Annotated in this window: 28 protein-coding genes and 1 pseudogene; 10 read left to right on the top strand and 19 right to left on the bottom strand. The window is 69.7% G+C overall.

The annotated features are described in order from the left end of the window. Positions 1-4 precede the first annotated feature (4 nt). Genes V1227_RS25600 through V1227_RS25615 form a run of 4 tightly spaced genes read left to right on the top strand, consistent with a single transcriptional unit; the run spans position 5 to position 3,451 of the window. Positions 5-685: a response regulator transcription factor gene (locus V1227_RS25600; RefSeq protein WP_329788022.1), complete on the top strand. Its 681-nt coding sequence runs from the start codon at positions 5-7 to the stop codon at positions 683-685. Continuing rightward, a complete protein-coding gene (locus V1227_RS25605) occupies positions 682-2,055 on the top strand; it encodes a HAMP domain-containing sensor histidine kinase (protein WP_329788023.1) in 1,374 nt (457 codons plus the stop codon). Before V1227_RS25600 ends, V1227_RS25605 begins: the two co-directional genes overlap by 4 nt. Next, a complete protein-coding gene (locus V1227_RS25610) occupies positions 2,052-2,519 on the top strand; it encodes a GerMN domain-containing protein (RefSeq protein ID WP_329788024.1) in 468 nt (155 codons plus the stop codon). Before V1227_RS25605 ends, V1227_RS25610 begins: the two co-directional genes overlap by 4 nt. 8 nt (positions 2,520-2,527) lie before the next feature. Further along, on the top strand, positions 2,528-3,451 hold the full coding sequence (locus V1227_RS25615) for an o-succinylbenzoate synthase (protein WP_329794110.1): 924 nt from the start codon (positions 2,528-2,530) through the stop codon (positions 3,449-3,451). Here V1227_RS25615 and V1227_RS25620 read toward each other — a convergent pair. The 3 genes from V1227_RS25620 to V1227_RS25630 all read right to left on the bottom strand — a co-directional run bounded on the left by V1227_RS25620 (position 3,432) and on the right by V1227_RS25630 (position 5,961). Then, positions 3,432-4,520 (bottom strand): CapA family protein, encoded by a 1,089-nt coding sequence (locus tag V1227_RS25620; protein ID WP_329794111.1) that lies wholly within the window; start codon positions 4,518-4,520, stop codon positions 3,432-3,434. The genes V1227_RS25615 and V1227_RS25620 overlap by 20 nt on opposite strands. Positions 4,521-4,546: 26 nt before the next feature. Further along, entirely contained in the window at positions 4,547-4,717 is a 171-nt protein-coding gene (locus V1227_RS25625) for a hypothetical protein (RefSeq protein WP_329788025.1), read from the bottom strand. Positions 4,718-4,869: 152 nt separating this feature from the next. Beyond that, the gene (locus tag V1227_RS25630) at positions 4,870-5,961 is read right to left on the bottom strand and encodes an XdhC/CoxI family protein (protein WP_329788026.1); all 1,092 of its coding nucleotides are present in this window, start codon (positions 5,959-5,961) and stop codon (positions 4,870-4,872) included. A 170-nt stretch (positions 5,962-6,131) separates the two neighbouring features. Here V1227_RS25630 and V1227_RS25635 point away from each other — a divergent pair, with 170 nt between their 5' ends. Together V1227_RS25635 and V1227_RS25640 are read left to right on the top strand one after the other, a co-directional pair. Beyond that, positions 6,132-6,515 (top strand): VOC family protein, encoded by a 384-nt coding sequence (locus tag V1227_RS25635; protein WP_329788027.1) that lies wholly within the window; start codon positions 6,132-6,134, stop codon positions 6,513-6,515. An 85-nt stretch (positions 6,516-6,600) separates the two neighbouring features. Beyond that, positions 6,601-6,831, top strand: a complete 231-nt coding sequence (locus tag V1227_RS25640) for a PspC domain-containing protein (protein ID WP_329788028.1) — start codon at positions 6,601-6,603, stop codon at positions 6,829-6,831. On the opposite strand, the gene V1227_RS25645 is transcribed toward V1227_RS25640, so the two are convergent. The 5 genes from V1227_RS25645 to V1227_RS25665 all read right to left on the bottom strand — a co-directional run bounded on the left by V1227_RS25645 (position 6,832) and on the right by V1227_RS25665 (position 11,944). Then, positions 6,832-8,202 carry a beta-N-acetylhexosaminidase gene (locus tag V1227_RS25645; protein WP_329788029.1) on the bottom strand — a complete coding sequence of 457 codons (1,371 nt, stop codon included), beginning with the start codon at positions 8,200-8,202 and terminating at the stop codon, positions 6,832-6,834. Further along, positions 8,199-9,032 carry a carbohydrate ABC transporter permease gene (locus V1227_RS25650; RefSeq protein ID WP_329788030.1) on the bottom strand — a complete coding sequence of 278 codons (834 nt, stop codon included), beginning with the start codon at positions 9,030-9,032 and terminating at the stop codon, positions 8,199-8,201. The genes V1227_RS25645 and V1227_RS25650 overlap by 4 nt, the downstream gene beginning before the upstream one ends. Further along, positions 9,029-9,913 (bottom strand): carbohydrate ABC transporter permease, encoded by an 885-nt coding sequence (locus tag V1227_RS25655; RefSeq protein WP_329788031.1) that lies wholly within the window; start codon positions 9,911-9,913, stop codon positions 9,029-9,031. The genes V1227_RS25650 and V1227_RS25655 overlap by 4 nt, the downstream gene beginning before the upstream one ends. A gap of 2 nt (positions 9,914-9,915) precedes the next feature. After that, positions 9,916-11,193, bottom strand: a complete 1,278-nt coding sequence (locus V1227_RS25660; RefSeq protein ID WP_329788032.1) for an extracellular solute-binding protein — start codon at positions 11,191-11,193, stop codon at positions 9,916-9,918. Positions 11,194-11,272: 79 nt separating this feature from the next. Next, positions 11,273-11,944: a copper homeostasis protein CutC gene (locus tag V1227_RS25665; RefSeq protein WP_442916548.1), complete on the bottom strand. Its 672-nt coding sequence runs from the start codon at positions 11,942-11,944 to the stop codon at positions 11,273-11,275. 340 nt (positions 11,945-12,284) lie between these two features. On the opposite strand from V1227_RS25665, the gene V1227_RS25670 reads away from it, so the two are divergent. Together V1227_RS25670 and V1227_RS25675 are read left to right on the top strand one after the other, a co-directional pair. Further along, positions 12,285-12,890, top strand: a complete 606-nt coding sequence (locus V1227_RS25670; protein WP_090097441.1) for an RNA polymerase sigma factor — start codon at positions 12,285-12,287, stop codon at positions 12,888-12,890. 5 nt (positions 12,891-12,895) lie between these two features. Continuing rightward, positions 12,896-13,372 carry a carboxypeptidase regulatory-like domain-containing protein gene (locus tag V1227_RS25675; RefSeq protein WP_374237089.1) on the top strand — a complete coding sequence of 159 codons (477 nt, stop codon included), beginning with the start codon at positions 12,896-12,898 and terminating at the stop codon, positions 13,370-13,372. Between the two features lie 85 nt (positions 13,373-13,457). Here V1227_RS25675 and V1227_RS25680 read toward each other — a convergent pair whose 3' ends face one another. From V1227_RS25680 to V1227_RS25725, 11 genes and pseudogenes are all read right to left on the bottom strand, one after another. Continuing rightward, positions 13,458-13,655, bottom strand: a complete 198-nt coding sequence (locus V1227_RS25680; protein ID WP_329788034.1) for a DUF397 domain-containing protein — start codon at positions 13,653-13,655, stop codon at positions 13,458-13,460. 105 nt (positions 13,656-13,760) lie between these two features. Next, complete coding sequence (locus V1227_RS25685; RefSeq protein WP_090097444.1) at positions 13,761-14,294, bottom strand: transposase; 534 nt, start codon at positions 14,292-14,294, stop codon at positions 13,761-13,763. Between the two features lie 311 nt (positions 14,295-14,605). Continuing rightward, positions 14,606-15,421 (bottom strand): hypothetical protein, encoded by an 816-nt coding sequence (locus V1227_RS25690; RefSeq protein ID WP_090097445.1) that lies wholly within the window; start codon positions 15,419-15,421, stop codon positions 14,606-14,608. A 328-nt stretch (positions 15,422-15,749) separates the two neighbouring features. Continuing rightward, positions 15,750-16,364: pseudogene (locus V1227_RS25695) on the bottom strand (IS630 family transposase); the annotation flags it as partial. Beyond that, entirely contained in the window at positions 16,315-16,575 is a 261-nt protein-coding gene (locus V1227_RS40700) for a winged helix-turn-helix domain-containing protein (protein WP_374237091.1), read from the bottom strand. The gene V1227_RS40700 and the pseudogene V1227_RS25695, both read right to left, overlap by 50 nt. A 379-nt stretch (positions 16,576-16,954) precedes the next feature. Next, entirely contained in the window at positions 16,955-17,440 is a 486-nt protein-coding gene (locus V1227_RS25700) for an Imm1 family immunity protein (RefSeq protein ID WP_329788035.1), read from the bottom strand. Beyond that, a complete protein-coding gene (locus V1227_RS25705; protein ID WP_176959761.1) occupies positions 17,437-18,156 on the bottom strand; it encodes a DddA-like double-stranded DNA deaminase toxin in 720 nt (239 codons plus the stop codon). The genes V1227_RS25700 and V1227_RS25705 overlap by 4 nt, the downstream gene beginning before the upstream one ends. Before the next feature lie 112 nt (positions 18,157-18,268). Continuing rightward, entirely contained in the window at positions 18,269-19,888 is a 1,620-nt protein-coding gene (gene groL / locus V1227_RS25710) for a chaperonin GroEL (protein ID WP_329788036.1), read from the bottom strand. Positions 19,889-20,104: 216 nt separating this feature from the next. Then, positions 20,105-21,322 (bottom strand): serine/threonine-protein kinase, encoded by a 1,218-nt coding sequence (locus tag V1227_RS25715; RefSeq protein ID WP_329788037.1) that lies wholly within the window; start codon positions 21,320-21,322, stop codon positions 20,105-20,107. A gap of 69 nt (positions 21,323-21,391) precedes the next feature. Beyond that, on the bottom strand, positions 21,392-21,598 hold the full coding sequence (locus V1227_RS25720) for a cold-shock protein (protein ID WP_030470913.1): 207 nt from the start codon (positions 21,596-21,598) through the stop codon (positions 21,392-21,394). An 88-nt stretch (positions 21,599-21,686) separates the two neighbouring features. Next, a complete protein-coding gene (locus V1227_RS25725) occupies positions 21,687-22,328 on the bottom strand; it encodes an AIM24 family protein (RefSeq protein ID WP_329788038.1) in 642 nt (213 codons plus the stop codon). A 70-nt stretch (positions 22,329-22,398) separates the two neighbouring features. Here V1227_RS25725 and moeA point away from each other — a divergent pair, with 70 nt between their 5' ends. Next, the gene (gene moeA, locus V1227_RS25730; RefSeq protein ID WP_442916362.1) at positions 22,399-23,595 is read left to right on the top strand and encodes a molybdopterin molybdotransferase MoeA; all 1,197 of its coding nucleotides are present in this window, start codon (positions 22,399-22,401) and stop codon (positions 23,593-23,595) included. A gap of 27 nt (positions 23,596-23,622) precedes the next feature. Then, the gene (locus V1227_RS25735) at positions 23,623-25,044 is read left to right on the top strand and encodes a M48 family metallopeptidase (RefSeq protein WP_329788040.1); all 1,422 of its coding nucleotides are present in this window, start codon (positions 23,623-23,625) and stop codon (positions 25,042-25,044) included. The last annotated feature ends 193 nt before the right edge of the window (positions 25,045-25,237 follow it).

The raw sequence follows: 25,237 nt of genomic DNA on the forward strand, positions 1-25,237 counted from the left end.
GGGCATGCCGCGCGTACTGCTGATCGAGGACGACGAGGCGGTCCGCGAAGGGCTGTCACTCGCCCTGACCTACCAGGGGCACACCGTCGAAGCGGTGCGCACGGGCGAGGAGGGGCTCGAGCTGTTGAGGACCGCCACGCCCGACGTCGTGGTGCTCGACCTGATGCTGCCGGGCGTGGACGGGTTCGAGGTGTGCCGCCGCATCCGCGCCGCCGGTGACCTGCCGATCATCATGCTGACCGCGCGCAACGACGACATCGACGTCGTGGCCGGCCTGGAGGCGGGCGCGGACGACTACGTGGCCAAGCCCGCCCGGGCCCGCGTGCTGGAGGCCCGCATCCGCGCCGTGCTGCGGCGGTCGACCGCCTCGGCCACCGAGGTCGTCGCCGAACGCCACGGCGACCTGACGATCGACCGCGACGGTCTCGTCGTGACGCGGCTCGGGCAGCCGGTGTCGCTGGCTCCGACGGAGCTGCGGCTGCTGCTGGAGCTGTCCTCGTCGCCGGGCCGCGTGATGTCGCGGCAGCAGCTGCTGCAGTCCGTGTGGGACCAGGGCTACCTCGGCGACTCGCGGCTGGTCGACGCCTGCGTGCAGCGGCTGCGCTCGAAGCTGGAGGACGACCCTGCCGCGCCGCGGTACGTCCAGACCGTGCGGGGCTTCGGCTACCGGTTCGGACCGCTGTGACGCTCCGCCTGCGGCTGCTGCTCGCGTTCGCCTTCCTGACCGTCGTGACCGCCTCGGCCGTGGCCGGTGCCGGGTACGTGCGGGCGCGCGACGCCATCGTGCAGCGAGCCCAGGACAACGCCGTCATCGAGACCACGAACCGCGTCGAGCAGCTCTACCCGCTGCCCGCGCGGCCGGTGGACGCCGCGACCCTGGACCGCGTCGCCGCACGGGTCTCCGGCCGCGAGGGCTCGGCGTTGGCGTACGGCAACGGGCTCTTCGCGGGCGGCATGGACCCGTCCGTGATCACGACCGAGCTGCGGGCCCTGGTGGCGTCCGGACGCGTCGGCTGGCAGCGCGTGTCGTACGCGGACAGCGTGTGGCTCGTCATCGGCATGCAGCTGCGGGTGACGGGCGGCGGCACCTCGGGCATCGAGGTGTACGTGCTGAGGCCGTTCACGTCGGAGATCGCGTTCGTCGGCGAACTGGCCCGCAACGCGTGGCTCATCGGCGGCGCCGTGCTGGTCCTCGCCCTGGCCCTGGGCCTGCTGGCGGCCCGCGGCGTCCTGCGCCCCGTGCGCGAGCTGCGGCTGGCGGCGTGGAGGCTCGGCCAGGGGGAGCTGTCCGCCCGCGTGCCGGTGCGCGGGCGCGACGAGCTGGCGTCCGTGGCGTCGACCTTCAACAGCACCGCGTCCTCGCTGGAGCACCACGTCCTGGAGCTGCGGCGGATGGAGGCGGACGCACGGCGGTTCGTCGCCGACGTGTCCCACGAACTGAGGACTCCCCTCGCCGCGATGACCGCCGTGACCGACGTCCTGGACGCTGAGACGGCGTCGCTGCCAGGCGTGGCCGGTCAGGCGGCGCGGCTGGTGAACCGCGAGACGCTGAACCTGACGCGCCTGGTCAACGACCTGATCGAGGTGACGAGGTTCGACTCGGGCACGGCGGCCCTGGCGCTGGACGACGTCGACGTGGCCGAGGTCGTGCGCGCCTGCCTGCGGATGCGCGGCTTCGAGGTGCGGACGACGCTGCCGACCGACGTGCGGGCGCGCCTGGACCCGCGACGCCTCGACGTGATCGTGGCGAACCTGGTCGGCAACGCCCTGCGGCACGGCTCGCCGCCGGTGTCGCTGGTGCTGTCGGTGTCGGAGTCCTCCCTGGTGATCGAGGTCGCCGACTGCGGGCCGGGGCTGCCCGCGGAGGTCCTGCCGCACGTGTTCGCGCGGTTCTTCAAGGCGGACTCGGCACGCGGGCGGTCGGAGGGGTCGGGGCTCGGGCTGGCGATCGCCTGGGAGAACGCGCGGCTGCACGGGGGGACGCTGGAGGCGGCGAACCGGCCGGGAGGCGGGGCCTTGTTCACGCTGCGGCTGCCGCTGGACGGTGGGTCGTGAGGCGCCGTCGGCTGCGCGGGCTCGGCCTGGTCGCGCTCGCCCTCGCCCTCCTCACCGCCTGCGGCATCCGCCCCACCGACCCCATCCCCGGCCTCCAGGCCCCGAGCGGCCCCGTCGAGAACACCACCCCGTCGCTCTACTGGGCGTCGCCCGGCGGCACGGTGGTCCCCACCAGCCGTCCCCGGGGCAGCCTCAGCGGCTTCGACGTCATCGCCCTGCTCGCCCAGGGCCCGACAGCGGCCGAGCAGAGCCTCGGTCTCGGCACCGAGGTCCCGTTCGACGCGGCACCGGCCACCATCGACCGCGTCGCCAACGGGCTCGACGTCAACCTCTCGACGGACGTGTCGCAGCTCAGCGGCACCGCCGTCCAGCAGATCGTGTGCACGGTGCTGGGCCTGCAGCCGGTCGGCAGCGTCAACCTGCGCGGGGGAGGGCGTTCGCTGGAGCTGCGCAGGTGCGCTTGAATCGGGCGGTGCACGTCTACTCCGTCCCGCTGCGCGCCCGGTTCCGCGGCATCACGCGGCGCACCGGTCTGCTGTTCGAAGGTCCGGCCGGGTGGGGCGAGTTCTGCCCGTTCGAGGAGTACGGGGACGAGGAGGCCGCGGCCTGGCTCGCGTGTGCGCTGGAGGCCGCGAACGAGGGCTGGCCGCCGCCGGTCCGCGACCGCGTTCCCGTCAACTGCACCGTGCCCGTCGTCAGCCCGGAGAGGGCGCACGAGATCGTGAAGCGATCCGGGTGCTCCACGGCCAAGGTGAAGGTCGCCGAGTCCACGCTCGCGGAGGACTGCGCGCGGCTCGAGGCGGTGCGGGACGCGCTCGGGCCGCTGGGGGCGGTCCGGGTCGACGCGAACATGATGTGGGACGTCGACACGGCCGTCACGGCGATCAAGGCCATGGACCGGGCCGCCGGAGGGCTCCAGTACGTCGAGCAGCCGTGCCGGACGTTGGACGAACTGGCGGCGGTCCGCCGGAGGGCCGGCGTCCTGATCGCCGCCGACGAGTCGATCCGCAAGGCGGACGACCCGCTGAAGGTGGCCGTGTCGGGAGCGGCGGACATCGCGGTGATCAAGGTGGCGCCGCTCGGCGGGGTGCGCCGGGCGCTGGAGGTGGCCGAGGCGTGCGGACTGCCGTGCGTGGTGTCGTCGGCGCTGGAGACGTCGGTCGGCATGGCGGCGGGGGTCGCGCTGGCGGCGGCGTTGCCGGCCCTCGACTACGCGTGCGGGCTCGCGACGGTGCAGCTGCTCGACGGCGACGTCACGAGCGAGTCGCTCACGCCTGTGAACGGCTTCCTGCCCGTGCTGCGCCAGGCGCCGGAGCCCGACCGGATCGCCGAGTTCGAGACGGGCGACCCGGTGTGGGTGGAGCGGTTCGACCGGGTCAGGGCTTGCGCCGGGTGAGTCCCTGGTCGTCGGCGCCCATGCTGAACACGATGCCCTCGGTCCGGTTGATCGCCTGCGTCCGCCGCTCGGTCGCGGGCACCCTGGTGAGGTCGACGAGCCGGATCGGCGGCCCCAGCTCGACCAGCGTCGGGGTGTAGGAGGCCTCGACGACGGACCAGCCCGACGGTCCCTGCTCGAACTCGAAGCGCGCGATCACGCCCTCCTCGGTCACGCCGCGGGGTTCGGCGTGCCGGGCGACCTCGTTTCCCAGGCCGTAGGCGACCCACTTGGAGCCGATCTTCTCGAACGGCTGCACGACGTGCACGTGCGTGCCGATGATCAGGTCGAGCGCGGGGTCGGCGAGCAGCTGGCGGGCCAGTGCCTTCTGGTCCGCGGTCGCCTCGTGCTGGTACTCGTTGCCCCACTGCACGGACAGCACGACGACCTCGGCGCCGGCGGCACGCGCGGCGCGGGCGTCGGCGAGGATCTTCGCGGCGTTGATCTGGTTCGCGCGCCACGGCTGGGGCAGCGGGATGCCGTTGAAGCCGTAGGTGAACGACAGCTGGGCCACCTTCACGCCGCCCGCGTCGAGGACCAGCGGCGCCGTGGACTCCTCCTGCGTGCGGAACGAGCCGGTGTGCTTGAGGCCGACGGCGTCCATCGCGTCCAGGGTCGTCGTGATCGCCGCGACACCGCGGTCGAGCGTGTGGTTCGAGGCGGTCGAGCACGAGTCGTAGCCCACGTCGACCAGGCCCTTCGCCACCTCGGGCGGCGCCAGGAACGCGGGGTAGCCGAAGAACGGGCCCTCCTTGGTGCCGAGCGGCACCTCGAGGTGGCAGAGCGACAGGTCGGCCTTCAGCGCTTCCTCGATCCCCGAGAACAACGGCTGGAAGTCGCGTCCGGCCGCGCCCCCGTCGGCGACGGCCTGCTCGGTCAGCGCCGGGTGGATGAGGACGTCACCGCCCGCGGTCAGGACGAACGACCGCGCCGGGGGTGGGCCGGAGGAGGTCGGCGACGGGGCCGGCTCGGAGGTGACCACGACCGGGGAACCGGTGCACCCGGACAGCACGAACCCGGCGACCAGCACCAAGGCGGGCCACCGGGTCGCACGGCTCAGCGCTGCCGCCGGCGTCGCAGGACCACTAACAGCGCGACGGCCAGCACAGCGGCCGCAACGGGCAGCACGCGCTTCAACACCGGAACGCCTGCCGTGTCGACCAGGTCGATCGGCTCGTCGGGTACGACTCGGAGATGCTGCTGTTGCGCCACCTCGTCAGGATCCACGGATCCCGGCGTGCTCGCCAGGCATTCCGCGAAGTGGCCGACGAGCTCGCCGCTGACCTCGGAGATCAGGCCGCGGCCGAGTTGCGCCGGCCTGCCGGTGATCGCGAGGTCGGTCTGGTGACGAGCGTCGTTCCTGTCTGCGGAACCACCGATCAGCGGTGGATCGGTTCACCGAGGTCGACCAGGCGCCTGCCGGTTCCCTTCCACCGCAGGGAGATGATCTCGGCGGCGATCGACACCGCCGTCTCCTCGGGAGTCCGCGCGCCGAGGTCCAGGCCGATCGGCGAGGCCAGCGCGGCCAGCTCCGACTCGGTCAGGCCCGCTTCCCGCAGGCGTTGCAGGCGGTCCTCGTGCGTGCGGCGCGACCCCATCGCTCCGACGTAGCCGACCTTGAGCCGCAACGCGACCTCCAGCAGCGGCACGTCGAACTTCGGGTCGTGCGTCAGCACCGCGATCACCGAGCGTTCGTCGAGCTTGGACGCTTCGCGCCGCAGGTACCGGTGTGGCCAGTCCACGACGACCTCGTCCGCCTCGGGGAAACGGCTGCGCGTCGCGAAGACCGGCCGTGCGTCGCACACCGTCACGCGGTAGCCGAGGAACGCGCCGAGCCTGGCCATCGCGGCGGCGAAGTCGATCGCTCCGAACACGAGCATGCGCGGCGGCGGTTCGAACGAGTTCACGAAGACGCTCATGCCCTCGCCACGCCGCTGACCGTCCGGTCCGTACCGGAGCACGCCGCTGCGCCCCGAGGCCAGCATGCCGCGCGCGTCGTCGGTGACGGCGTCATCGATCCGTGCGCTGCCGAGAGTGCCGTCACGGCGGTCCGGCCAGACGACCATGCGCCGGCCGACGCCGTCCGGGTGCTCGACCACCGTCGCCACGGCGACCGGTTCCTCGGCGCGCACCGCCTCGACGACCTCGCCGAGCTGCGGGAAGGTCTCGGCGTTGATCTTCTCGACGAAGATGTCGATGATCCCGCCACAGGTCAGCCCCACCGCGAACGCGTCGTCGTCGCTGACGCCGTACCGCTGCAGCACAGGGCCGCCGGTCGCCTGCGCGAGGTCGTAGACGGCGCCCTCGACGCAGCCGCCGGACACGCTGCCGACCGCCTCGCCGTCCTGCGTCACGAGCATCGCCGCGCCCGCCGGCCGGGGCGCCGAGCTGAAGGTCGCGACCACCGTGCCGACGCCGACCGTCTCGCCGTTCGCCACCCGTTCGGCGAGGTCGTAGAGGACATCACGCACGGCGCACCTCCTCCAGCAGTTCTTCCAGGGCGTGCACGCTGTGGCGCTGGACCGGCCGGTAGCCCTCTTCGCCCGCGTGCGGGTCGGCCCGGATGACCTCGTGGCTCACGCGGCGCAGCCCCGCCCCTCGGGGGACCCCATGAGGGTCAGGGTACGACTAGCCTCGGGAGATGGGGTCGATCAAGAAGGTCCAGGTCACGTTCGACTGCGCGGAACCCGTGCGGGTCGCGGAGTTCTGGAGCCAGGTGCTGGGCTACGACGCTCCACCGGAGAGCGACGGCTCGTGGTCGGCCGTCGCCGATCCGACCGGCGAGGGCCCGCGCTTCTACTTCCAGCGGGTTCCCGAGAGCAAGGTCGTGAAGAACCGGGTGCACGTCTGCGTCCGGGCGGGCACGGGGCTCGTCGGCGCGGAGCGGCTGGCGGCGTTGCAGGCCGAGCGCGCCCGGCTCGAAGCGATCGGCGCGACGCTGGTGCGCGTGATGGAGGCCGACGAGGAGAACGAGTCCTGCATCGTGATGCAGGACGTCGAGGGCAACGAGTTCTGCCTCGACTGAGACCCCGGTTCCCCGACCCCGGATCAGGGTCGGGTTCCGGGTGGTCACCGATGTGCCGCGGCGTCGTCCCGACGACTCTTGAGCCATGACGAACAACGTGCTCAACGAAGCCACCGACCAGGTCAAGAAGCTCCGCCGCAGCCGCAGCGACAAGATGCTCGCCGGTGTCTGCGGCGGCGTCGCCAAGATGATCGGCGTCGACGCCGCGATCATGCGGATCGTCCTGGTGGCGGCGACGCTGCTCGGGTTCGGCGCCGGGGCCGTCCTCTACGTCGCCGCCTGGGTCCTCATGCCCGAGGAAGAGCCGGCCGTGTGATCAGCGTGGAAAGCCGGGGACACCGGGGAGCCGCTGCCAGGGGTGGGGTCCGTCCAGGGGCCGGTACTCCACCCCCAGGGCGTCGAGACGCGGCAGGTGGTGCTCCCGCAGCCGCTGCACGAAACCGGGATCCTTCTCCGCCGGGGACCACATGACCTCGGCGAACGCGGCCAGCCTCGGGAACGCCGCGTAGTCCACCCGCCGGGGCGAGTCGAGGTGCTCGGTCCAGATGTTCGCCTGCGCGCCCAGCAGCCGTCCGGGCTCGGTTCCCGTGACCTCCGCCGGCACCGGCTCCCACGCGTGGACGTCCTCCAGCGTCGTCACCGTGCCGACCGGGATCGGTTCGCCGGGCGACTCCGACTGCCGGTAGTCCAGGTAGACGTGCTGTTCGGGGCACATCACCACGTCGTGGCCCTCGCGCAGCGCCGTGACGCCGCCCTCCACACCGCGCCAGGACGCGACCACCGTGCCCTTCGGCAGCGGGCGGGCGTCCAGGACCTCGTCCCACCCGTACGGCCGCCGGCCCCTGCCCGCGATGTGCTCGGCGATGGCCCTGACCAGCACGCCGTCCTCGTGACCGGGTGCCTCGTCGCCGCCGAGCCCGATGAACTCGCCGGGGAAGACGTCCATCAGCTCGTCGAACACGTTCCGGTAGAAGTCCACTGTGGACTCCTCCGTGTTGAGCACGCGTTCGTTGACGCCCCAGTCGGTCCAGACGCCACCGCCGTGCACGCCCAGCTCCGGGTAGGCCGCGATCGCCGCCTGCGAGTGGCCGGGGACGTCGATCTCCGGTACCACCGCGACGTGCCGCGCCCGCGCGTACTCGACGATCTCCCGCAGGTCGTCCTGCGTGTAAAAACCGCCGTGCGGACGGCCTTTCAGCCCACCGGAGCGCCGGTCGCCGAACCGCGAGTCCTCCCGCCACGACCCGACCTCGGTGAGCTTGGGGTAGCGCTTGCACTCGAAGCGCCAGCCCTGGTCGTCGGTGAGGTGCAGGTGCAGGACGTTGAGCTTGTGCACGGACAGCAGCTCGACCCAGCGCAGCACCTCCCGCTTGGGCAGGAAGTGCCGCGCGACGTCGAGCATCACGCCGCGCCAGGGGAACCGCGGGTGGTCGACGACCTCGCACGCCGGGATGAACCGGGGCTTCTCCCCCGCCGCCCGGAACGCCCGGGCCCCGAGCAGCTGGCGCAGGGTCTGCAGCGCGTTCATCTCGCCGGCCGCGTCGCTGGCCTCGATGAGCACGCCTTCGTCGGACGAGAGCAGCCGGTAGCCGCCGGGCGGCCCGTCCACGAGGACGGTCTCCCAGCCCCGGTACTCGCAGAGCCGTCCACCGTCCACGTAGGACACCGGGCGTGGCAGCAGGTTCATCCCTTCACCGCCCCCGCGAGACCGGACACGAGCCGGCGCTGCACGAGCACGAAGAAGATCAGCACGGGGATGGTCATCAGGGTGGAGCCCGCCATGATCGCGCCCCAATCGTTCTGGTCGGGTTTGACGAACACCTGGAGAGCCAGCGGCAGGGTCTGGTTCTCCACGGCCGAGATGATGAACGTCTTGGCGAACAGGAAGTCGTTCCAGGCGTGGATGAACGACAGCACGCTCGTCGCCACCAGGCCGGGCGCGACGAGCGGGAACAGCACCTGCCACAGGAAGCGGAACCGCGAGGCGCCGTCCAGGGTGGCGGCCTCCTCGAGCTCCACCGGCACCGCGGCGACGAAGCCCCGCAGCATCCAGATCGCGAACGGCAGGCTGAACGCGAGGTGCACGAGCACGAGCGAGCCGAGGTGGTTCAGGCCGAAGACCGGAACGCTGTCGCCGACCGACCGCATCAGGAAGAACAGCGGGACGGTCAGCGCCTCGACCGGCACCATCTGCACGACCAGCAGCATGATCAGCAACGTCGTGCGGCTGCGGAAGCGGAACCGGGTCAGCGCGGTCGCCGCGAGGAACGAGATCAGGATGCTCAGGGCCACCACGATCAACGCGACGATGATGCTGTTCATGAAGTAGCGCCCGAAGTTCGCGACCGTGAGCGCACGGGTGAAGCTGTCGAGCGTCGGCCGCGTCGTCCACGGCACCGGGTCGGCCGAGATGATCTCGTCCTCCGGCTTGAACGCGGACAGGACCATCCAGAACAGCGGGAACGCCACCACGGCGGCGACGACGAGGACGAACGCCTCGGTGATCCAGCGCCTCACAGGACCTCCCCCGACCGCCGCAGCGCGCGGAGGTAGAACATCGTGATGCCCAGCAGCAGCACGGTCATCACGACACCGATGGCCGCGCCCAGGCCGTACTCGGACGCCGCGAACGCCTGCTGGTAGGCGTAGACGTTGAGCACGAGGTTGCGCCCGGCGATGCCACCTCCGTTGGTCATCACGTAGATCTGCGTGAAGACCTTGAAGTCCCAGATGATCGACTGGATCGTCACCACGAGGATGATCGGCCGCAGCAACGGCAGCGTGACGCTCCACGCCGTGCGGAACGCCGAGGCGCCGTCCAGTGCCGCGGCCTCCAGCACCTCGCCCGGGATCGCCTTGATGCCCGCGTACAGCGTCACCATGACGAACGGGAACGAGCACCAGATCACCTGTGCGGCGACGAGCCCGAACGCCGTCCACTTGTCGAACGTCCAGGAGAAGCCCTGGATGCCCAGGACCTCGTTCACGAACCCGAAGTTCGCGTCGAACAGGAAGAGCCAGATCGTCGAGCCGGCGACGGCGGGCGTGGACCACGCGCCGAGAGCCGCCAGGAACAACGTCATCCGGACCCAGGTGCGGACCCTCGTGGCGAGGACCGCGAGGAACGCGCCCACCAGCAACGTGCCGACCACGCAGACCGCCGCGAAGGCGACGGTCTGCCCGAGCACACCCCAGAACTGCCGGTTGCCCAGCAGCTCCCGGTAGTTCCCGAGACCGAGGAACTCGAGCGGCGCCCCGCCGCTCACCTGCTCCTGGCCGTAGTCGTAGAGCGAGATGAGCACCAGCTGGTAGATCGGGTAGGCCAGCAGGCCTGCGAGGACCAGCAGCGCTGGAGCCAGGTAGGCGAACGCGGTCCGCCCCTGGCCTCTGGCGGTCACGCTCACGACGTGAAGGCCGCGTTCATCGTCTTGGCGGCGTCGGCGGTGGCCGTGTCGACGTTCTTCGCGCCGGTCACGACCTCCTGCAGCAACGTCGGCACCACGGCCTGCGCCTCGATCTTCGCCCACGCCGGCGTGACGGGGACGAACTTCGTGCCGGCCTGCAGGGTCTTCGTGAACGGCTCCAGGAACTTGTCGGAGTCGGCGACCTGCTTCTGCACGTCGCTGAACGTCGGCAGGTTGCCCATCGCCGCGTACATCTTCTGCTGGTACTTCTTCGACGCGAGCAGCTGCGTGAACTCGGTGGCGAGCGTCTTGCGCTGCGTGCCCTTCATGACGCCGAGCAGGTTGCCGCCGGCGAACGCGGGGGCGATGGAGCCCTTCTCCTTGCCGGGCAGCGGCACGACGGCGTACTTGCCGGCGGCGCTCGACGCGTCGACGGACTTGCGGTTGAAGTCGCCGCCGATGGTCATCGCGGCCTTGCCGGCGCGGAACGCCTCGACGCTCGCGTCACCACCGTTGCCCGCGCAGGCGGCGGGCGGGCAGATGTCGTCCTTGATCAGCTCGGTGTACTTCGCGACACCGGCCCTGGCCTCCGGGCTGTCGATCGCGGCGGTGAACCTGCCGCCGTCGGACTTGGCGAGGTCGCCGCCGTTGGCCCAGATGAACGGCAGGGCGGCGAACAGGTACTTGCCGCCGGCCGAGATGCCGATCAGCTCCGGCTTGCGCTGCCGGATCTCCCGCGCCAGCGGCGCGATCTCGTCGAGCGACGTGGGGGGCTTGAGGCCGAGCTCGGAGAACACGTCGGTGCGGTAGTAGAGCGCGCGCACGCCGACGAACCACGGCACGCCGTAGGTCTTCCCGTCGACCTTGGCGGTGTCGAGGATCGTCGGGACGAGGTCCTTCGACTCGGCCCACCCGCTCAGGTCGAGCTCGGAGAAGCCGCCCGCGGAGACGTAGCCCGCGAGGTCGGTGTTGCCGAACTCGGCGACGTCCGGAGCGCTCTTCGGGTCGCTGAAGGCCGCCTTGAAGCGCTCGGCCCTGCTCGACACCTGGATGTACTGCACGTCGACGGTCACGCCGCTGTGCTTGCCCTGGAACTCGGAGATCGCCTCCTTGACGACCGCTTCCTTGGGGCCCCGGTTCACCTCGTCGAACAGCCAGACCCGCACCTGCCCGGTCTGCTCGTCGGTGCCGGAGTTCGTCGGTCCGGACTGCACCGGAGCGCAGGCGACCACCGCGCCTACGCCCAGCACGGCCACGAGTGTCTTCAGCCTCATCGCGCCCTCCGTATTGCATATAGTGCAACAGCCATTTCACAGGAAGCAACGTGACTGTAGAACGGACGCGGTCAAGGGTCTAGACCAGACGGTCGACCCATTCCCGGACGGACGCGCTGTCGACGGGCGAATCCCACCCGCGCGGACGCACCGCACTGCCGACGTGGAAGCCGTCCACGCCCGCCACCAGCAGTTCCGGGACGTGCCGAGCCTGGAGACCACCGCCGACGAGCAGCGCCGGAGGTGCCTGCGCGACGAGGTTCTTCAGGTTCTCGATCCCGTCCTCCACGCCTTTCGCACTGCCCGCGGCGAGGACGGTGTCGCAGCCGAGCCCCCGGACGACCTCCCAGGAGCGGAAGACGTCGTTCGAGTTGTCGAGCGCGCGGTGGAACGTCCAGGCACACCCCTCCAACTCCGCGACGAGGTTGAGGGTGACGCCCTCGTCGACCTCCCCCTCGGCGTCGAGGAAGCCGAGCACGAACTCCGTCGCGCCGGCCTCGCGCAGCTCCGCCGCCCGCCGCCGCAGCTGCCTGAGGTCACCCGGCGAGAACCCCCTGGCGTCCCTCAGCATCACGCGGACGGGGAGGTCGACGGCGCGCCGCACCTCCCGGAACGTGGCGACGGACGGCGTGAGCCCGTCGGAGGCCATGTCGGCGACCAGTTCGAGCCGGTCGGCGCCTCCGGCCTGGGCGGCCTCGGCGTCCTGCGCGTCCAGTGCGATCACTTCGAGAATCGGCATGGTCTGGACCATAACGGTGAATCGCATGTGCTTTCGCGAATCGGGAGCGCTTTCGCCGTTCCGCGCGTCAGAGGCGTGTATCTGCTCGCCTGGGTTCCGCTCTTCTGAGTTGAGCGAGTGATCCAGGCGCGGAGCCCGCGTCGGTCGGTTCGAGGGGTGCCGGCCGGCGCGGCTTCCACACCGGCGGCCCGTGATGCGAGGGGGAATCACGGGCCGTTGGCATGCCCGGAGGAAGATGAGGCTGTTGCGGCGGTGGTACTGCTCCATTCGAGTGAACTTTGTATCTACCGCCCAGTTAGCCCTTCATGAGTTGGCGGACGGCGCTGACAGGGCGGCCGATCGGAGGTGCTGCATGGACGAGCTGCACACGGCGGATGACCGTCCGCCGTGGGACGGGCTTGAAGGCACCGAACGTCATGCGGTCTGCGTGGCCGCCGCACGCGAGGGCAACCGCCACGCACTGGACGTCCTCGTGACCGAGCTGACCCCGCTGCTCTGGCACGTCGCACGAGGTCAGGGTCTCGACAAGTCCGCCGCCGAAGACGTCGTGCAGACCGTGTGGCTCGCGTTCTTGAAGAACATCGAGAACATCAACGAGCCAAAAGCCCTGGTCGGCTACCTGGTGGTCACGACGAGGCGTGAAGCGCGCCGAACCTGGACACCCAACAAGCGTGAGACGCACCTGTCCGACGAGTACGCCGAACAGCTCGAGTCCGACACCGGCCTGCCCGAGGACGTGACGCTGATGGACGACCGCGACCGCCGCCTGTGGCTCGCGTTCGGCCGCCTGACCACGAGGTGCCAGGAACTGCTCCGGCTCACCGTGCTCGCGGGCCGCGCGGAGTACCGAGCGGTGGCCGAGGCGCTGGCCATGCCCCACGGCAGCATCGGTCCGACCAGGGGACGGTGCCTGACACTGCTGCGCAACTACCTGGAGACGGAAGGAGGATCGCGGTGAACGAGATCGACCCGCGCGACGACCGCAGGGGCCCCGAGGACACCGCAGTCCTCTCCGAACTGAACAGGCTCGTCGACGAACTGGACCCACCACCCGCCGACCTGGTGGACCGCGTGAAGTTCGCGATCGCCCTCGAGTCGCTCGACGTGGAGGTGGCGCGCTGGGAGCGGGCCGGGTCGTTCGCCGGGGTGCGCGGGGGGCAGACCGGCACGATCACGTTCACCGTGGACAACCTGACGCTGATGGTGAACTTCACGTCCACCGGGTCGCGGCACCGGATCGACGGGTGGCTGGTGCCGGCCGGGGAGCACACGGTCGAGGTCAGGGTCGCCGATCACCAGTCGTCCTGCACCCAGGCCGATGACGGGGGGCGGTTCGTCCTGCCCGACGTCCCGGCCGGGACCACGCAGATCCTGGTGCATTTGGTGAATTCTCGCGGGGAGCCCGGGCGGACCGTTGTCACGCCCACGATCATGCTTTGAGCTTTCTGGGGTTCTGGGGATTTCATGGGTCGATGCGGCGAAAGGCGGCAGCTGAAGCCGCTGCCGCCCGTCGTGTGGCCGGCCGTCAGAAACGGCCGGTCTTGGTCGCGTTGAGGAAGAAGGCCAACGCGTTCCCTCCGAAGATCAGCACATCTCCTTCGGGATTCTTGCTGTCACGCGCGGCGCCGTGCTCACCGATTAGGGCCAGCTCGACGCACTGGCCTCCGTTGCCGCCAGAGCGACTCGACTTGCGCCAGGTCGCCGTACCCAGGTCCGGGATCATGCCCGTACCTCCTCGTCTTGCCGTCACACAGTTGCTTGGCAACAGTATCGAGCAGCTTGACGGATTCCTGCGGCGACAACGCACTGGTCATCAACGCTTGCCAGGTCAGCTCGTAGGACTCGATGCGGCCAGCCTCGGACACGAAGAGGCGGTGTAGCCGCCGTCGGCCCACACCAACGCCACCCGGCCGCCAGCGGTGGTGCGCATCCGCCGCAGCAGGCTGCGGGCGGCGACCCGGTCCTGCGTCGACGCCGGCGTCACCAGCACCGCCAGCAACAAACCCATCGTGTCCACGGCGATGTGGCGCTTGCGGCCCGCGACCTTCTTCCCGCCGTCCCAACCCCCGCGTGGCCCGGCCCACGGTCTCCGCGGCGCACACCGACTGCGAGTCCATGACTGCCGCCGACGGCGCCGCCACCCGCCCCTGCGCCAGCCGGACCCGGTCACGCAACGCGTCCGGCGGCAGCTGTGTGACGCCGACCTTCTCCCAGGCGGCGAAACGCTTGTAGACGCCGGCCAGGGTGGAAAGTCGGCCGGAAGTGCCCGCCACTTGATGCCGTTGTCGACCACGTAGAGGATCGCTTCCACGATCACCCGGCGACAGTGCTTCTCCCACCGCCCACCCGACCGGCCAGACACGCCGGATCAGGTAGCAGCGGGTCGAGCACGGCCCACTGGGCGTCGGTGACATCGGTGGGATACCGGGCCGTCCGCACGGTGGGCGGGTGGGAGACGACCAGGCGACAGCAGAGGGCTCCCGCGGTGGACCCGCCCGCGGGAATCGGGCACGATGACAACGGAACTCCTGGTGGAACGGCGCTTCGACAACGTCCGATCTACCAGGAGTTCCTCGTCTGCGCACCAAAGGCCCACACCCCGATCAAGCTCGGAAACGGACGCTGAGGCGATCACCAGGTCGTCATCGGCTGGCGTGACGCTCACGTGTCAGGCTATGCGAGTTCTTTCTGAGTCAGTTTGTAGCTGGCCAAGTACCCCTCGAGCAGCGCAATCCAGCTCTCGCAGATCTTCCTGTCCGATGGCCCCATGTCCTTGTATCGCGGGCTGTCGAGGTGCAGGTAGATGTAGTCCATCATGAAGAGGGCAATCTTTTCGACCACGTCGGGATTGAACCTCTGGATTACGCAGAAAATATCAGCGATGGCACTCAGCGTCCTGGAGTGCGGGCTCTCTGTGAGTTCCAGCGAGTTCAGCACTCCGTCTCGGCGGTCCCTGACCATCGAAGCGATGTCATTGATGTCGTCGATGAACACCACCATCTTCTCGTAGGTAGCAGCGAGAATCGGCTCGGGTTCGTCGATGTCCATCACGGCCAAGCACATCGTGTAGAAGAGTCCGGGGAACCCGGTTCGCGCCCGAACCCAATCCGCGACGTCCAGGTCCCTGGTTTTGCCGAGGGACTCAACCTCCCTGAACATCTTCCCTTCTGATCTGACCCAGAAGTTTTGGTACACGCTGGCCAGCAGCCTGTCGTTGCAGCCGAGGCCCTTCAGTTCGGTCAGTTTCTCAAGAAGCCACGAGTTGACGTGGTCCATCTTCTTGTCGGGCCCGAACACCAGCTCGTTCAGCCTGAACTCCGGCTTCCCGCAGATGAAGATCAGGGCGAGGAGCTCGCCGGTGATGATCGACTTTTCGTGGGGGTAGCGGTGACTGAGCATCCTTTCGGCTGTTTCAACCCCCTCTTTGACCGAAAAGGGGTACATGGACATGTACTTCTCGATCACAACTGTCACCGCAGGGTCCTCCACGACGCGAAATCAACGACTTTCACTCAAGCAGTGTGGTGACTGAAAAACGATTCAGCAAGCGCTCGTTCCAGGTGGCGGAACGGGGTGTTCATGCTGGCCGAAAATGATTCGAGCTGCGCCTGACTGCGGACGTTATTTGTGTCCACGACAGGACTGCGGTAGAAAATTCTGATGAATTTTACATGGTGCCGTGTTCCCGAGGTCCGGAATTCGGTGGAGCGGGAGATCGCCCTCAGTCGTGACTTCGACGCGGATTCTACCGTTACTGCGGCTTCCCTGCTCGACCTCGATCAAACACCAATGATCAGCTGTTCAGAAGGACCTGCCTTCACAGATGCGATCCGTGTCGTCCGTTCGATCGCTCGAAACCGCGGTTCCACGGTCGACCGCTGCCCAGGCGGGGTGAAAGTCCCGACATATTCGCTGAAATTCTGGATGAATACCTATTGAGCCGAAGGTGCTCGGTTGCCTGCATGATGGCGTAGCGGACGTGCGGAGCTTGAAAGTAGCTGCGGACGATGTGCGGCTGGCGTTGGCGGCGACGTAGCAAGCGTCGGGTCTCGTGGGCGAGTCGGTCGGCGTTGTGGGCGCGGGATGCGTTGACGTTGTGTTTCAGGTCGGCGCCCCGCAGCTCGCCGGGGTTGAGCTCGGGGCTGTAGCCGGGCCTCAGGTGCAACTCGACCCGGTCGGCGTTGGTCTTCAGCCAGGCACGGACCGCCTTGCTTCGACGCACCGGATGCCGGTCGGCGACGACGTGCACCTTCCGACCCGCCTGACGGGCCACACGGTCGAGAAACGCGGTGAACACGGCCGCGGTGAACCGCTCGGTGAACACGGTGAACCACAACGCGCCGCGTGAGGCGACCGCGGACATGACGTTGATCCGCAGCTGCTTACCGGTCACCCGCACGATCGGCGTACGGCCCTTCGGGGCCCACGAGCGGCCTTGCGGTGTCGGAGCGCAGCCCGCACTGGTCGACCCACGCGATCACCGCGCCCTCGGCCTTCGCCGGTGCCTCAATCGCCGGACAGTCCTCGTCCAGCCACGTGCGCACCGCGGCGGGCTGCTGTTCGCAGGCGCGGCGGGCCGGACGCTGTGGGGTGAAGCCGTGGCGCCTTGTACTCGCCGGTCGCGGCGTCCAGACCCTCGCCAGAGGGGAGGGACTTGACGAGCTCGACCACGACGCCGCCTTCTCGGATTTTGGTGCATTCGGTGAATTCTCGCGGGGAGCCTGGGCGGACCGTTGTCACGCCCACGATCATGCTTTGAGTTTTGGCTTCATTGGGTCCCGGGGTATTGCGGCGGGTCGGCTTGCGTTGGCCAGTTCATGTTCCAGCGGGGTGGTCGCCTGCCGTGCTTTCGGTCGCGTTGCGCAGGTGGATTGGAGGCTGTGCCGAGCCTGGGTCGATTCATCGCCGCTTCGCGACGATTGCGCTTGGGGCTGTGGTCACCTCGTGACCAGTTGCCCGGCACGTCTTGGTTCACACGTCTTGGCTTCGCCATTGCCGTTGTCGTGATGGCTGGCTCGCCACTCAGGAAACGTCCGACTCCTGCCAGTCCACACAGGTCGGACGTTCTCCGGTTTGACGGAACTCCTCCAGTGCCGCGAGGATTCGGGCGATCGGCAGTGCCGAATCCGGCGGAAACGGCGTCTTCGTGTCGGTGTCGACGTACAACGTCGGCGAGTCCAACGTTGGCTGGTCCCCACGAGTGGCGTACACGCCGGTCGAGTCGTCCCCGTCTGCCGGCGGATCCCAGGACTGCGGGCTGAGGAACAGCAGTGCGCCCTGCCGCTCGGGAATCGCCACGGCGACTTTGATCAGGGTGTCCGGCTCGTCGTACGGACCGATCCTTGGACGCTCACGGGCGACGATCTGCGGCGGATGCGGTTGCTCGTGCGTCAGCAGGTACTCCAGCAGCTCCTGCAACTCGGAGCTGGAGGTGACTGCCACGGGAACGTTCGCATGCCTGGCGATGTCGTCGTCTCGGTAGTACCAGACATCAAGTGTGTAGCTCACCGGGTGCCTTTCCCCTGGAACGTGTGGGACCTTACCGGATCGTGCACGACCAGCGTTTGCCCTGGCAGGAGCAACAAAGGCAGCAGCTCGAAGCAGGACAGCGGCCCCTCGCAGAGCCGGTTGTTCACCACCACCTCGGCGCGCCGGACACCAGATATGCGCATGCGCCACCCCACTTTGATCTCCACGTGCTGGGCCGCGGTCGGGAACGTCCGCGGGCGCACTCGGCCGATGGCGACCAGGTGCTGGGCGATGGCTCTGTCTTCACCATTGGGCTCGGCTCCGCTCTGGACGAGATCGCCGTGCCCCTCCTCGTCGCAATGGAAGCCGCTGGTGACGTAGGTCGGGAGTTGAGCTCGCTGGCGCTCGATCCACGTTGTCGGCGGGAGGCTCGAAGGCGGCCCAGCCGATGCCGTGGGACCTGTCGCGTTCGACGAAGCCCGGTCGACTTCGAGAGTCCTGCGGTAACTCTCGACGCATTGCCGGACCGCTGTGACGGCCTGGGACAACTCTGCGGCTCTCGTGGCGGCTTCTGACCACTGCTGCACCGCTCGGCCGAACTCGTCCTCGAGCTGACCCGCTCCCCGCATGACAGCCGTCAACAGCTGCACGGCCTCGTCAGCGAGCTGCCCGGCCTGTTCCAGGGCCGCTGCCACCTCTTCGGACTTGGCGACCACCCGGCTCAGCTCGGCTGACACCTCTTCGAACGACGCCATGCGCACCCCTGACCACAGCATCGCATTCGCTCACCCAAAGCCCCGGCATGCCGAAAGGCCCGGCTCGCCGAAGCGAACCGGGCCTCCCGGAGGTGGAGCGGAGCGGTAGGACTCAGAAGTCCATGCCGCCGGCGTCCGGCGCGGCCGGCGCGGCGTTCTTCTCCGGCTTGTCCGCGACGACGGCTTCCGTCGTCAGGAACAGGGCGGCGATGGACGCGGCGTTCTGCAGCGCGGAACGGGTGACCTTGGCCGGGTCGATGATGCCCGCGGCGACCAGGTCCTTGTACTCGCCGGTCGCGGCGTCCAGGCCCTCGCCCGCGGGGAGGGACTTGACGCGCTCGACCACGACGCCACCCTCGAGACCGGCGTTGATCGCGATCTGCTTGAGGGGAGCCTCGACGGCGACCTTGACGATGTTGGCACCGGTGGCCTCGTCGCCCGTGAGCTTCAGGCCCGCGAAGGCGGCCTCGGCGGCCTGGAGCAGCGCGACGCCACCACCGGCGACGATGCCCTCCTCGACGGCGGCCTTGGCGTTGCGCACCGCGTCCTCGATGCGGTGCTTGCGCTCCTTGAGCTCGACCTCGGTGGCCGCGCCCGCCTTGATGACGGCGACGCCGCCGGCGAGCTTGGCGAGGCGCTCCTGGAGCTTCTCGCGGTCGTAGTCGGAGTCCGACTTCTCGATCTCGGCGCGGATCTGGTTGACGCGACCCTGGATCTGGTCGGCGTCGCCCGAGCCCTCGACGATGGTCGTCTCGTCCTTGGTGACGACGACCTTGCGGGCCTTGCCCAGCAGCGAGATGTCGGCGTTCTCCAGCTTCAGGCCGACGTCCTCGGTGATGACCTGGCCACCGGTGAGGGTGGCGATGTCCTGGAGGATGGCCTTGCGGCGGTCACCGAAGCCCGGGGCCTTGACGGCGACGGACTTGAAGGTGCCGCGGATCTTGTTGACGACCAGCGTGGCCAGGGCCTCGCCCTCGACGTCCTCGGAGATGATCAGCAGCGGCTTGCCGCCCTGCATGACCTTCTCCAGCAGCGGGAGCAGGTCCTTGACCGTGGAGATCTTGGAGCCGAACAGCAGGATGTACGGGTCCTCGAGGACCGCTTCCTGGCGCTCGGGGTCGGTCACGAAGTAACCGGAGATGTAGCCCTTGTCGAAGCGCATGCCTTCGGTGAGCTCGAGCTCGAGACCGAGGGTGTTGCTCTCCTCGACGGTGATGACGCCTTCCTTGCCGACCTTGTCCATCGCCTCGGCGATGAGCTCGCCGATCGTGGGGTCAGCGGCGGAGATGGACGCGGTAGCAGCGATCTGCTCCTTCGTCTCGATCTCCTTGGCGGCCTTCAGCAGCTGCTCGGCGACGGCCTCGACGGCCTGCTCGATGCCGCGCTTGAGACCCAGCGGGTTGGCGCCGGCCGCCACGTTGCGCAGGCCCTCGCGGACCAGCGCCTGGGCGAGAACGGTCGCGGTGGTGGTGCCGTCACCGGCAACGTCGTCGGTCTTCTTCGCGACTTCCTTGACGAGCTCGGCCCCGATCTTCTCCCACGGGTCCTCGAGCTCGATCTCCTTCGCGATGGAGACGCCGTCGTTCGTGATCGTCGGCGCACCCCACTTCTTCTCGAGCACGACGTTGCGGCCCTTCGGGCCGAGCGTCACCTTGACGGCGTCAGCGAGGGTGTTCATACCCCGCTCGAGACCGCGGCGGGCGTCCTCGTCGAACGCAATCATCTTGGCCATTGCGGTGTGTTCCTCCGCCTTTGTGGTTTCTGGGCCACTGCGAGCCGGCAAAGCCCGCAGCGGAACACGGTGCGAGTGACCAGGTTGGTGCCCGCGACGGACGACCCCGGAGGGCCTCACCAGTCCCAGCCTCACTTCTTTGGCACTCGACTCAGCCGAGTGCCAAGTCGTGTTTAGCACTCGGGCGGGTCGAGTGCAAGCGGCCTCAGGTGACTCTCAGCGTGACGTGCGCACCGGCACGGAGGTGGGCAGCGGCTTGCGCGAGGTCGAGCCCTCGTCGCCGATGTTGAGCGTCGGCGACGAGTTGGTCTTGGGCTGACGTGCGGGCTCGTCGCCGGGCGACAGGACGATGACCACGATGATGATCAGCACGATGGCCACGGCGGCGGCGACGACCGGCGCGAACCACGCCGGACGCTCCTTCTTGCCGGTCGACGTGAACGCGCTCACGCCCACCTGGTTCGGCGGGCGCAGCCGGACGGGATCGGCGAGCTGCTGCTGGTAGCCGCCCTGGAAGTGCGCGGGCACCGGGCCCGACACCGGCGACTGCACGGGGACCGAGCCGGACGCGGGCCCGATCTGAGCGGGAGCCGAGCCCTGCGCGACCCCGGCGAGGGCGACGCGTGCCGCGGCGATCAGCTCGGCGCAGCTCGCAAACCGCTGCGCCGGGTCCTTCGCGGTGCCCTTGCGGATCACCTCGTCGATGGCCGGCGGCAGCGCCACGAGCTGCGACAGCGCCGGGACGTTCTGGCCGAGGTGGCCCGCGATGACCTCCTGCACGCCGCCCTGGAACGGCGGGCGCCCGGACAGGCAGGCGAAGAGCATGCAGGCGAGGGCGTACTGGTCGGTGCGGCCGTCGACGGGCTCGCCGCGCAGGTGCTCCGGCGCCGCGTAGGTCGGCGAGCCGAGGAAATCACCCGTCCGGGTGCGGTGCCCGGTGGCGCCGCGGCGGGTCAGGCCGAAGTCGGCGACGTAGACGTGCTCGCGCACGCCCTCCTTCTGCGTCACCAGCACGTTCGCCGGCTTCACGTCGAGGTGCACGAGGCCCTTGCCGTGCAGCATGTCGAGCGCTTCGGCCACCTGGCCGAGCAGCGTGAGCGTGCGCGCGGGGGTGAGCGGCCCCTCCTTGATGTGACCGGCCAGGTCCTGGCCGTCCACGAGCCGCATGGCGATGTAGAGCAGGCCGTCGACCTCGTCGAAGTCGTACAGCGGCACGATGTTCGCGTGGTCGATGGCGGAGGTGTTGCGCGCCTCGTCGACGAACCGCTCGCGGAACTCCGCGTCGGGCGCGAGGTGCTCACCGATGACCTTGAGCGCGACCTTCCTGCCCAGCCTCACGTCCGTGGCCCGGTACGTCACGCTCATGCCACCGCGGCCGAGCACTCCGTCGATCCGGTAGTGCGCGATCCGCCGCCCGCTCAGGTCCTCCGACACGCCAGGCAGCCTAACGTCCGGCCGGACCGGCTTGCCCGGGGTTGGTCGAAGCCGTGATCGGAGTGATCTCTAACCGGCGCGGCGCACGTCCGACGCCTGGCTGCGCCCGTCCCTCCCGGCTTGCACCTCGAACTCCACCCGGTCGCCTTCTGAGAGGGTCCGGAAGCCTTCCATCTGGATCGCCGAGTAGTGCACGAACACGTCGGGCCCGCCATCGGTTGCGATGAAGCCGTATCCCTTTTCGGAGTTGAACCACTTGACGGTACCGAGAGCCAAGACGTCCTCCTTCAGATGACGCATCTCACGCAAAGCGCAGAGAGCAACGCTAAAAGAAGAAATCTCACGCGGATACCTCCTTACGGAGTCATGAACTCCGGCTGACTCCGTTGCCGCGCAACCAGGTGGTGAGCCGCCGGGGCCCGCGCGTCTGCGTCAGCACGGCACCGGGGCCGGCGAAGTCGAACACCAGGCCCTCACCCGTCTGAATGGATTGCACGCCATCGGGCACCGACGGGCGGAGACGGCATTGCACGGTGTCCGCGAACGCCACGACGTGGTCGCTGCTGATGGTCACCGCTTCACCGGCTTCCAGCGTCACGAGGTCGAGTGCGCCGCAGCACGCGAGCAGCACGTCACCACGGCCCTGCGCGTAGTTCAGGAACCCCTCCGCGCTTCCGAAGAGAGCCTGCATCGGCGGCGCCTCGGGGTTCATCGCCACGGTGCTGCTCGACGCGATCCAGCTGTGCCGGGCGAGGCACCAGCCGTGCGTCCCGTCGAGCTCGACCTGCTGCAGGTCACCGGGCAGCACGGGCGCGGCGTCGAGCCAGCCGCCCTCCGCCCCCGCCGTGCACAACGCGACCGCCTGGGCTCCCACGCCCTTCACCTCGACGGCGAGCCCGTAGCTCGTGGCCGCGATGGTCAGGGGGTCGACCAGCACCATCTCGCCGGGCGCGAGCACAAGCCTCGCCACGCCGAACGTCGGTGTGTGCCTGGTCCGGACCTGCACGAACAACACCTCCGGGGAAATGTGGGGAATGCGATCGTCACGATCACCGCGACGTTGGCAGTATGCAGTCGTGTCCCCCACCTCTGTCGCCGAACACCGCCGGCGCGTCATGGAGCTCGTCGGCCTGATGCCGGTGCTGCGGCTCCCGCTCGACGAGTGCCTCGGGCTCGTGCTCGCCGCCGACGTCGTCGCTCCCGTGGCCCTGCCGCCGTTCGACAACTCCGCGATGGACGGGTACGCCGTGCGCGCCGCCGACCTGGAGGGCGACCTGCCCGTCCGGCTGCCGGTCGCCGACGACATCCCCGCGGGCCGCACCCGGCTCACCGCGCTGGAGCCCGGCACGGTGCACCGGATCATGACCGGCGCCCCGGTGCCGCCCGGCGCGGACGCGGTGGTCCAGGTCGAGTGGACCGACGGCGGCACGGGGACCGTGACGATCGAGAAGGCCGTCCTGCCCGGCCAGAACATCCGGACCGCCGGCGACGACGTGCGGGAGGGCGACCCGGTGCTGACCGCGGGCACCGTCCTGCGCCCGTCCACGGTCGGCCTCGCCTCGGCGCTCGGGCTGCCCGTGCTGCCGGTCCGCCGCCGCCCGCGCGTGCTGGTCCTGTCGACGGGCTCCGAGCTGGTCGAACCCGGCCGGCCCCTGGAGCCGGGGCAGATCTACGAGTCGAACGGCATGATGCTCGCCTCCGCCATCCGGGACGCGGGCGCGGAGGCGGTGCGGCTGAGGTTCGTGCCGGACGACGTGGAGGCGTTCCACCGCGCGCTGGCGCCCCACCTCGGTTCGGTGGACGTGGTCGTGACGTCCGGCGGGGTCAGCGCGGGCGCGTACGAGGTGGTCAAGGACGCCCTGGCGGACCACGACGTGCGGTTCACGAAGGTCGCGATGCAGCCGGGCGGGCCGCAGGGCTCGGGCCGGTACGAGGGCCTGCCGGTGCTGTCGCTGCCGGGCAACCCGGTGAGCGCGCAGGTGTCGTTCGAGGTGTTCGTGCGGCCGGCGCTGCTCGCGTCGATGGGCCACCCGCAGCCGGAACGCCCCACCGCGCGGGCGAGGATCACGACGTCGCTGACGTCCCCCGCGGGCAAGACGCAGTTCCGGCGCGGCCTGCACGACCCGTCGTCCGGCCAGGTCGTGACGCCGGTCGGGGGGCCCGGCTCGCACCTGCTCTCGGCGCTCGCGCTGTCGAACTGCCTGATCGAGGTTCCCGAGGACGTCACCGAACTGGCCGCGGGATCCGAGGTCACCGTGAGATACCTGCGGTAGTCGCGGAAGACCTGGGGAAAGCAGCAGATGAGAGCAGGACTGGCACTGGCGTTGCTCGGCGGGTTCTTCGTCCTCGCGGTGACGCTGTTCGCGGGCCTGGGAGGGCTGGCGCTCACGCTGTTCCAGCGCGAGGACGTCGCGGGCGGGCTCATGCTCGCGGGGCTGGCGGTCGTCCTGGGCGGCCCGCCGCTCGTGGCGATGGCGATCGCGGTGTGGGTGAGCCCGCGTCCCACCGGCGTCGCGCTGACCAGGGCCGCGCATCCCGAGCTCTGGCACCACGTCGACGAGCTGGCGAGGATCGCCGGCACCCGAGGGCCGGACGACATCCGGCTGGTCGGCGACGCGAACGCGAGCGTGTGGGAGCGCAACGGGACCCGGTACATGGAGCTCGGCCTGCCGTTCGTGGCGGGGATGAGCATCGGCGAGCTCAGGTCGGTGCTCGCGCACGAGCTCGGTCACTACGGCGGCGGGCACACCAAGGTCTCCGCGCTCACGTACCGCGCGATGCTCACCCTCAGGCTCACGACGGAGCGGTTCGACACCCTCGGCGTGCTCTACGCGTGGGCCCGCCTGTACGCCCTGGTCGCCGCCGGGGAGAGCCGCAAGCACGAGCAGTTCGCCGACGAGGTCGCGGTCGCCGCCGCCGGGCGGGAGGCCGCGGCGCGGGCGATGCTGCGGATCGGCCCGGTCACCGAGGCGTGGAACGACTACCTGAGGTGGTACGTCTCGCTCGCCACCCACGTGGGCCGCACTCCGCCGCTGGTCGAGGGCTTCCGCTCCTACCTCGACCACCCGCGGCGCGTGCACCGGCTGCGCGAGCTGGAACCGGTGCTCGCGGAGCAGGAGCCGACCTCGGTGTTCGACAGCCATCCCCCGGTCCGCGAGCGGGTGGCCTCGATGAGGTCGTTCCGGCCGTCCTCGGGGGTCGTGGTGGACGCGGTCGACGAGCGCCCCGCCCACGCGCTGCTGCACGGCGCACCGCCGGAGCAGGTCGCGGAGCTGGCCGGGGTGTCCGGACCGCCGGTGACGTGGGAGGAGCTGCCGGCGCTGGCGGGACCCGCCCTGCTGCGCTGGAACGCCGACAAGCTCCGGCACGCGGGCCGCGTGAGCCGGATCGGCGACACCGCCGCCGACGTCCTGACGGCGTTGGAACGGGGCAGGTTGCACGACCTCACCGGGCGTCCGGTCGACGGATCGCTGCGGCAGGAGCAGGTGCACGAGGCCGCTGCCCAGGCCGTGACGGAACTGCTCGGGTGCATGGTGGCCGACCAGCTCGTGACCGCGGGACGTGCGACGCTGGAACTCAACTGGGGAGGGCTCTTCGTCGTGCGCATGCCGGACGGAGCTGCGGTCTACCCGGACGACCTCGTCGAGCCCGCCGTGCGCGACCCCGGCCGTGTCGCCGAGGTGCGGTCTCGGCTGCGGTCCCTCGGAGTGGACGGAGTGTGACGGAACGCTCACCAAGCGGCGTTGTTCACGCCATGTGACGGGGATTACACTGGTTGCAGGTGCCGGTCGGCCCGTGCATTCGTCGGGGGATGCACGGGCTTACCGGCCACTTGTCCTTCCGGGCAGTCCCCATGGGCGGTTTGGCGTGTTGCCGTAGCGTGATGCCGCCCGACAATCCACGGAAGCTACGGAA

The organism is Lentzea sp. DG1S-22 (assembly GCF_036321065.1).
GTDB classification, from domain to species: Bacteria; Actinomycetota; Actinomycetes; order Mycobacteriales; family Pseudonocardiaceae; genus Lentzea; species Lentzea jiangxiensis.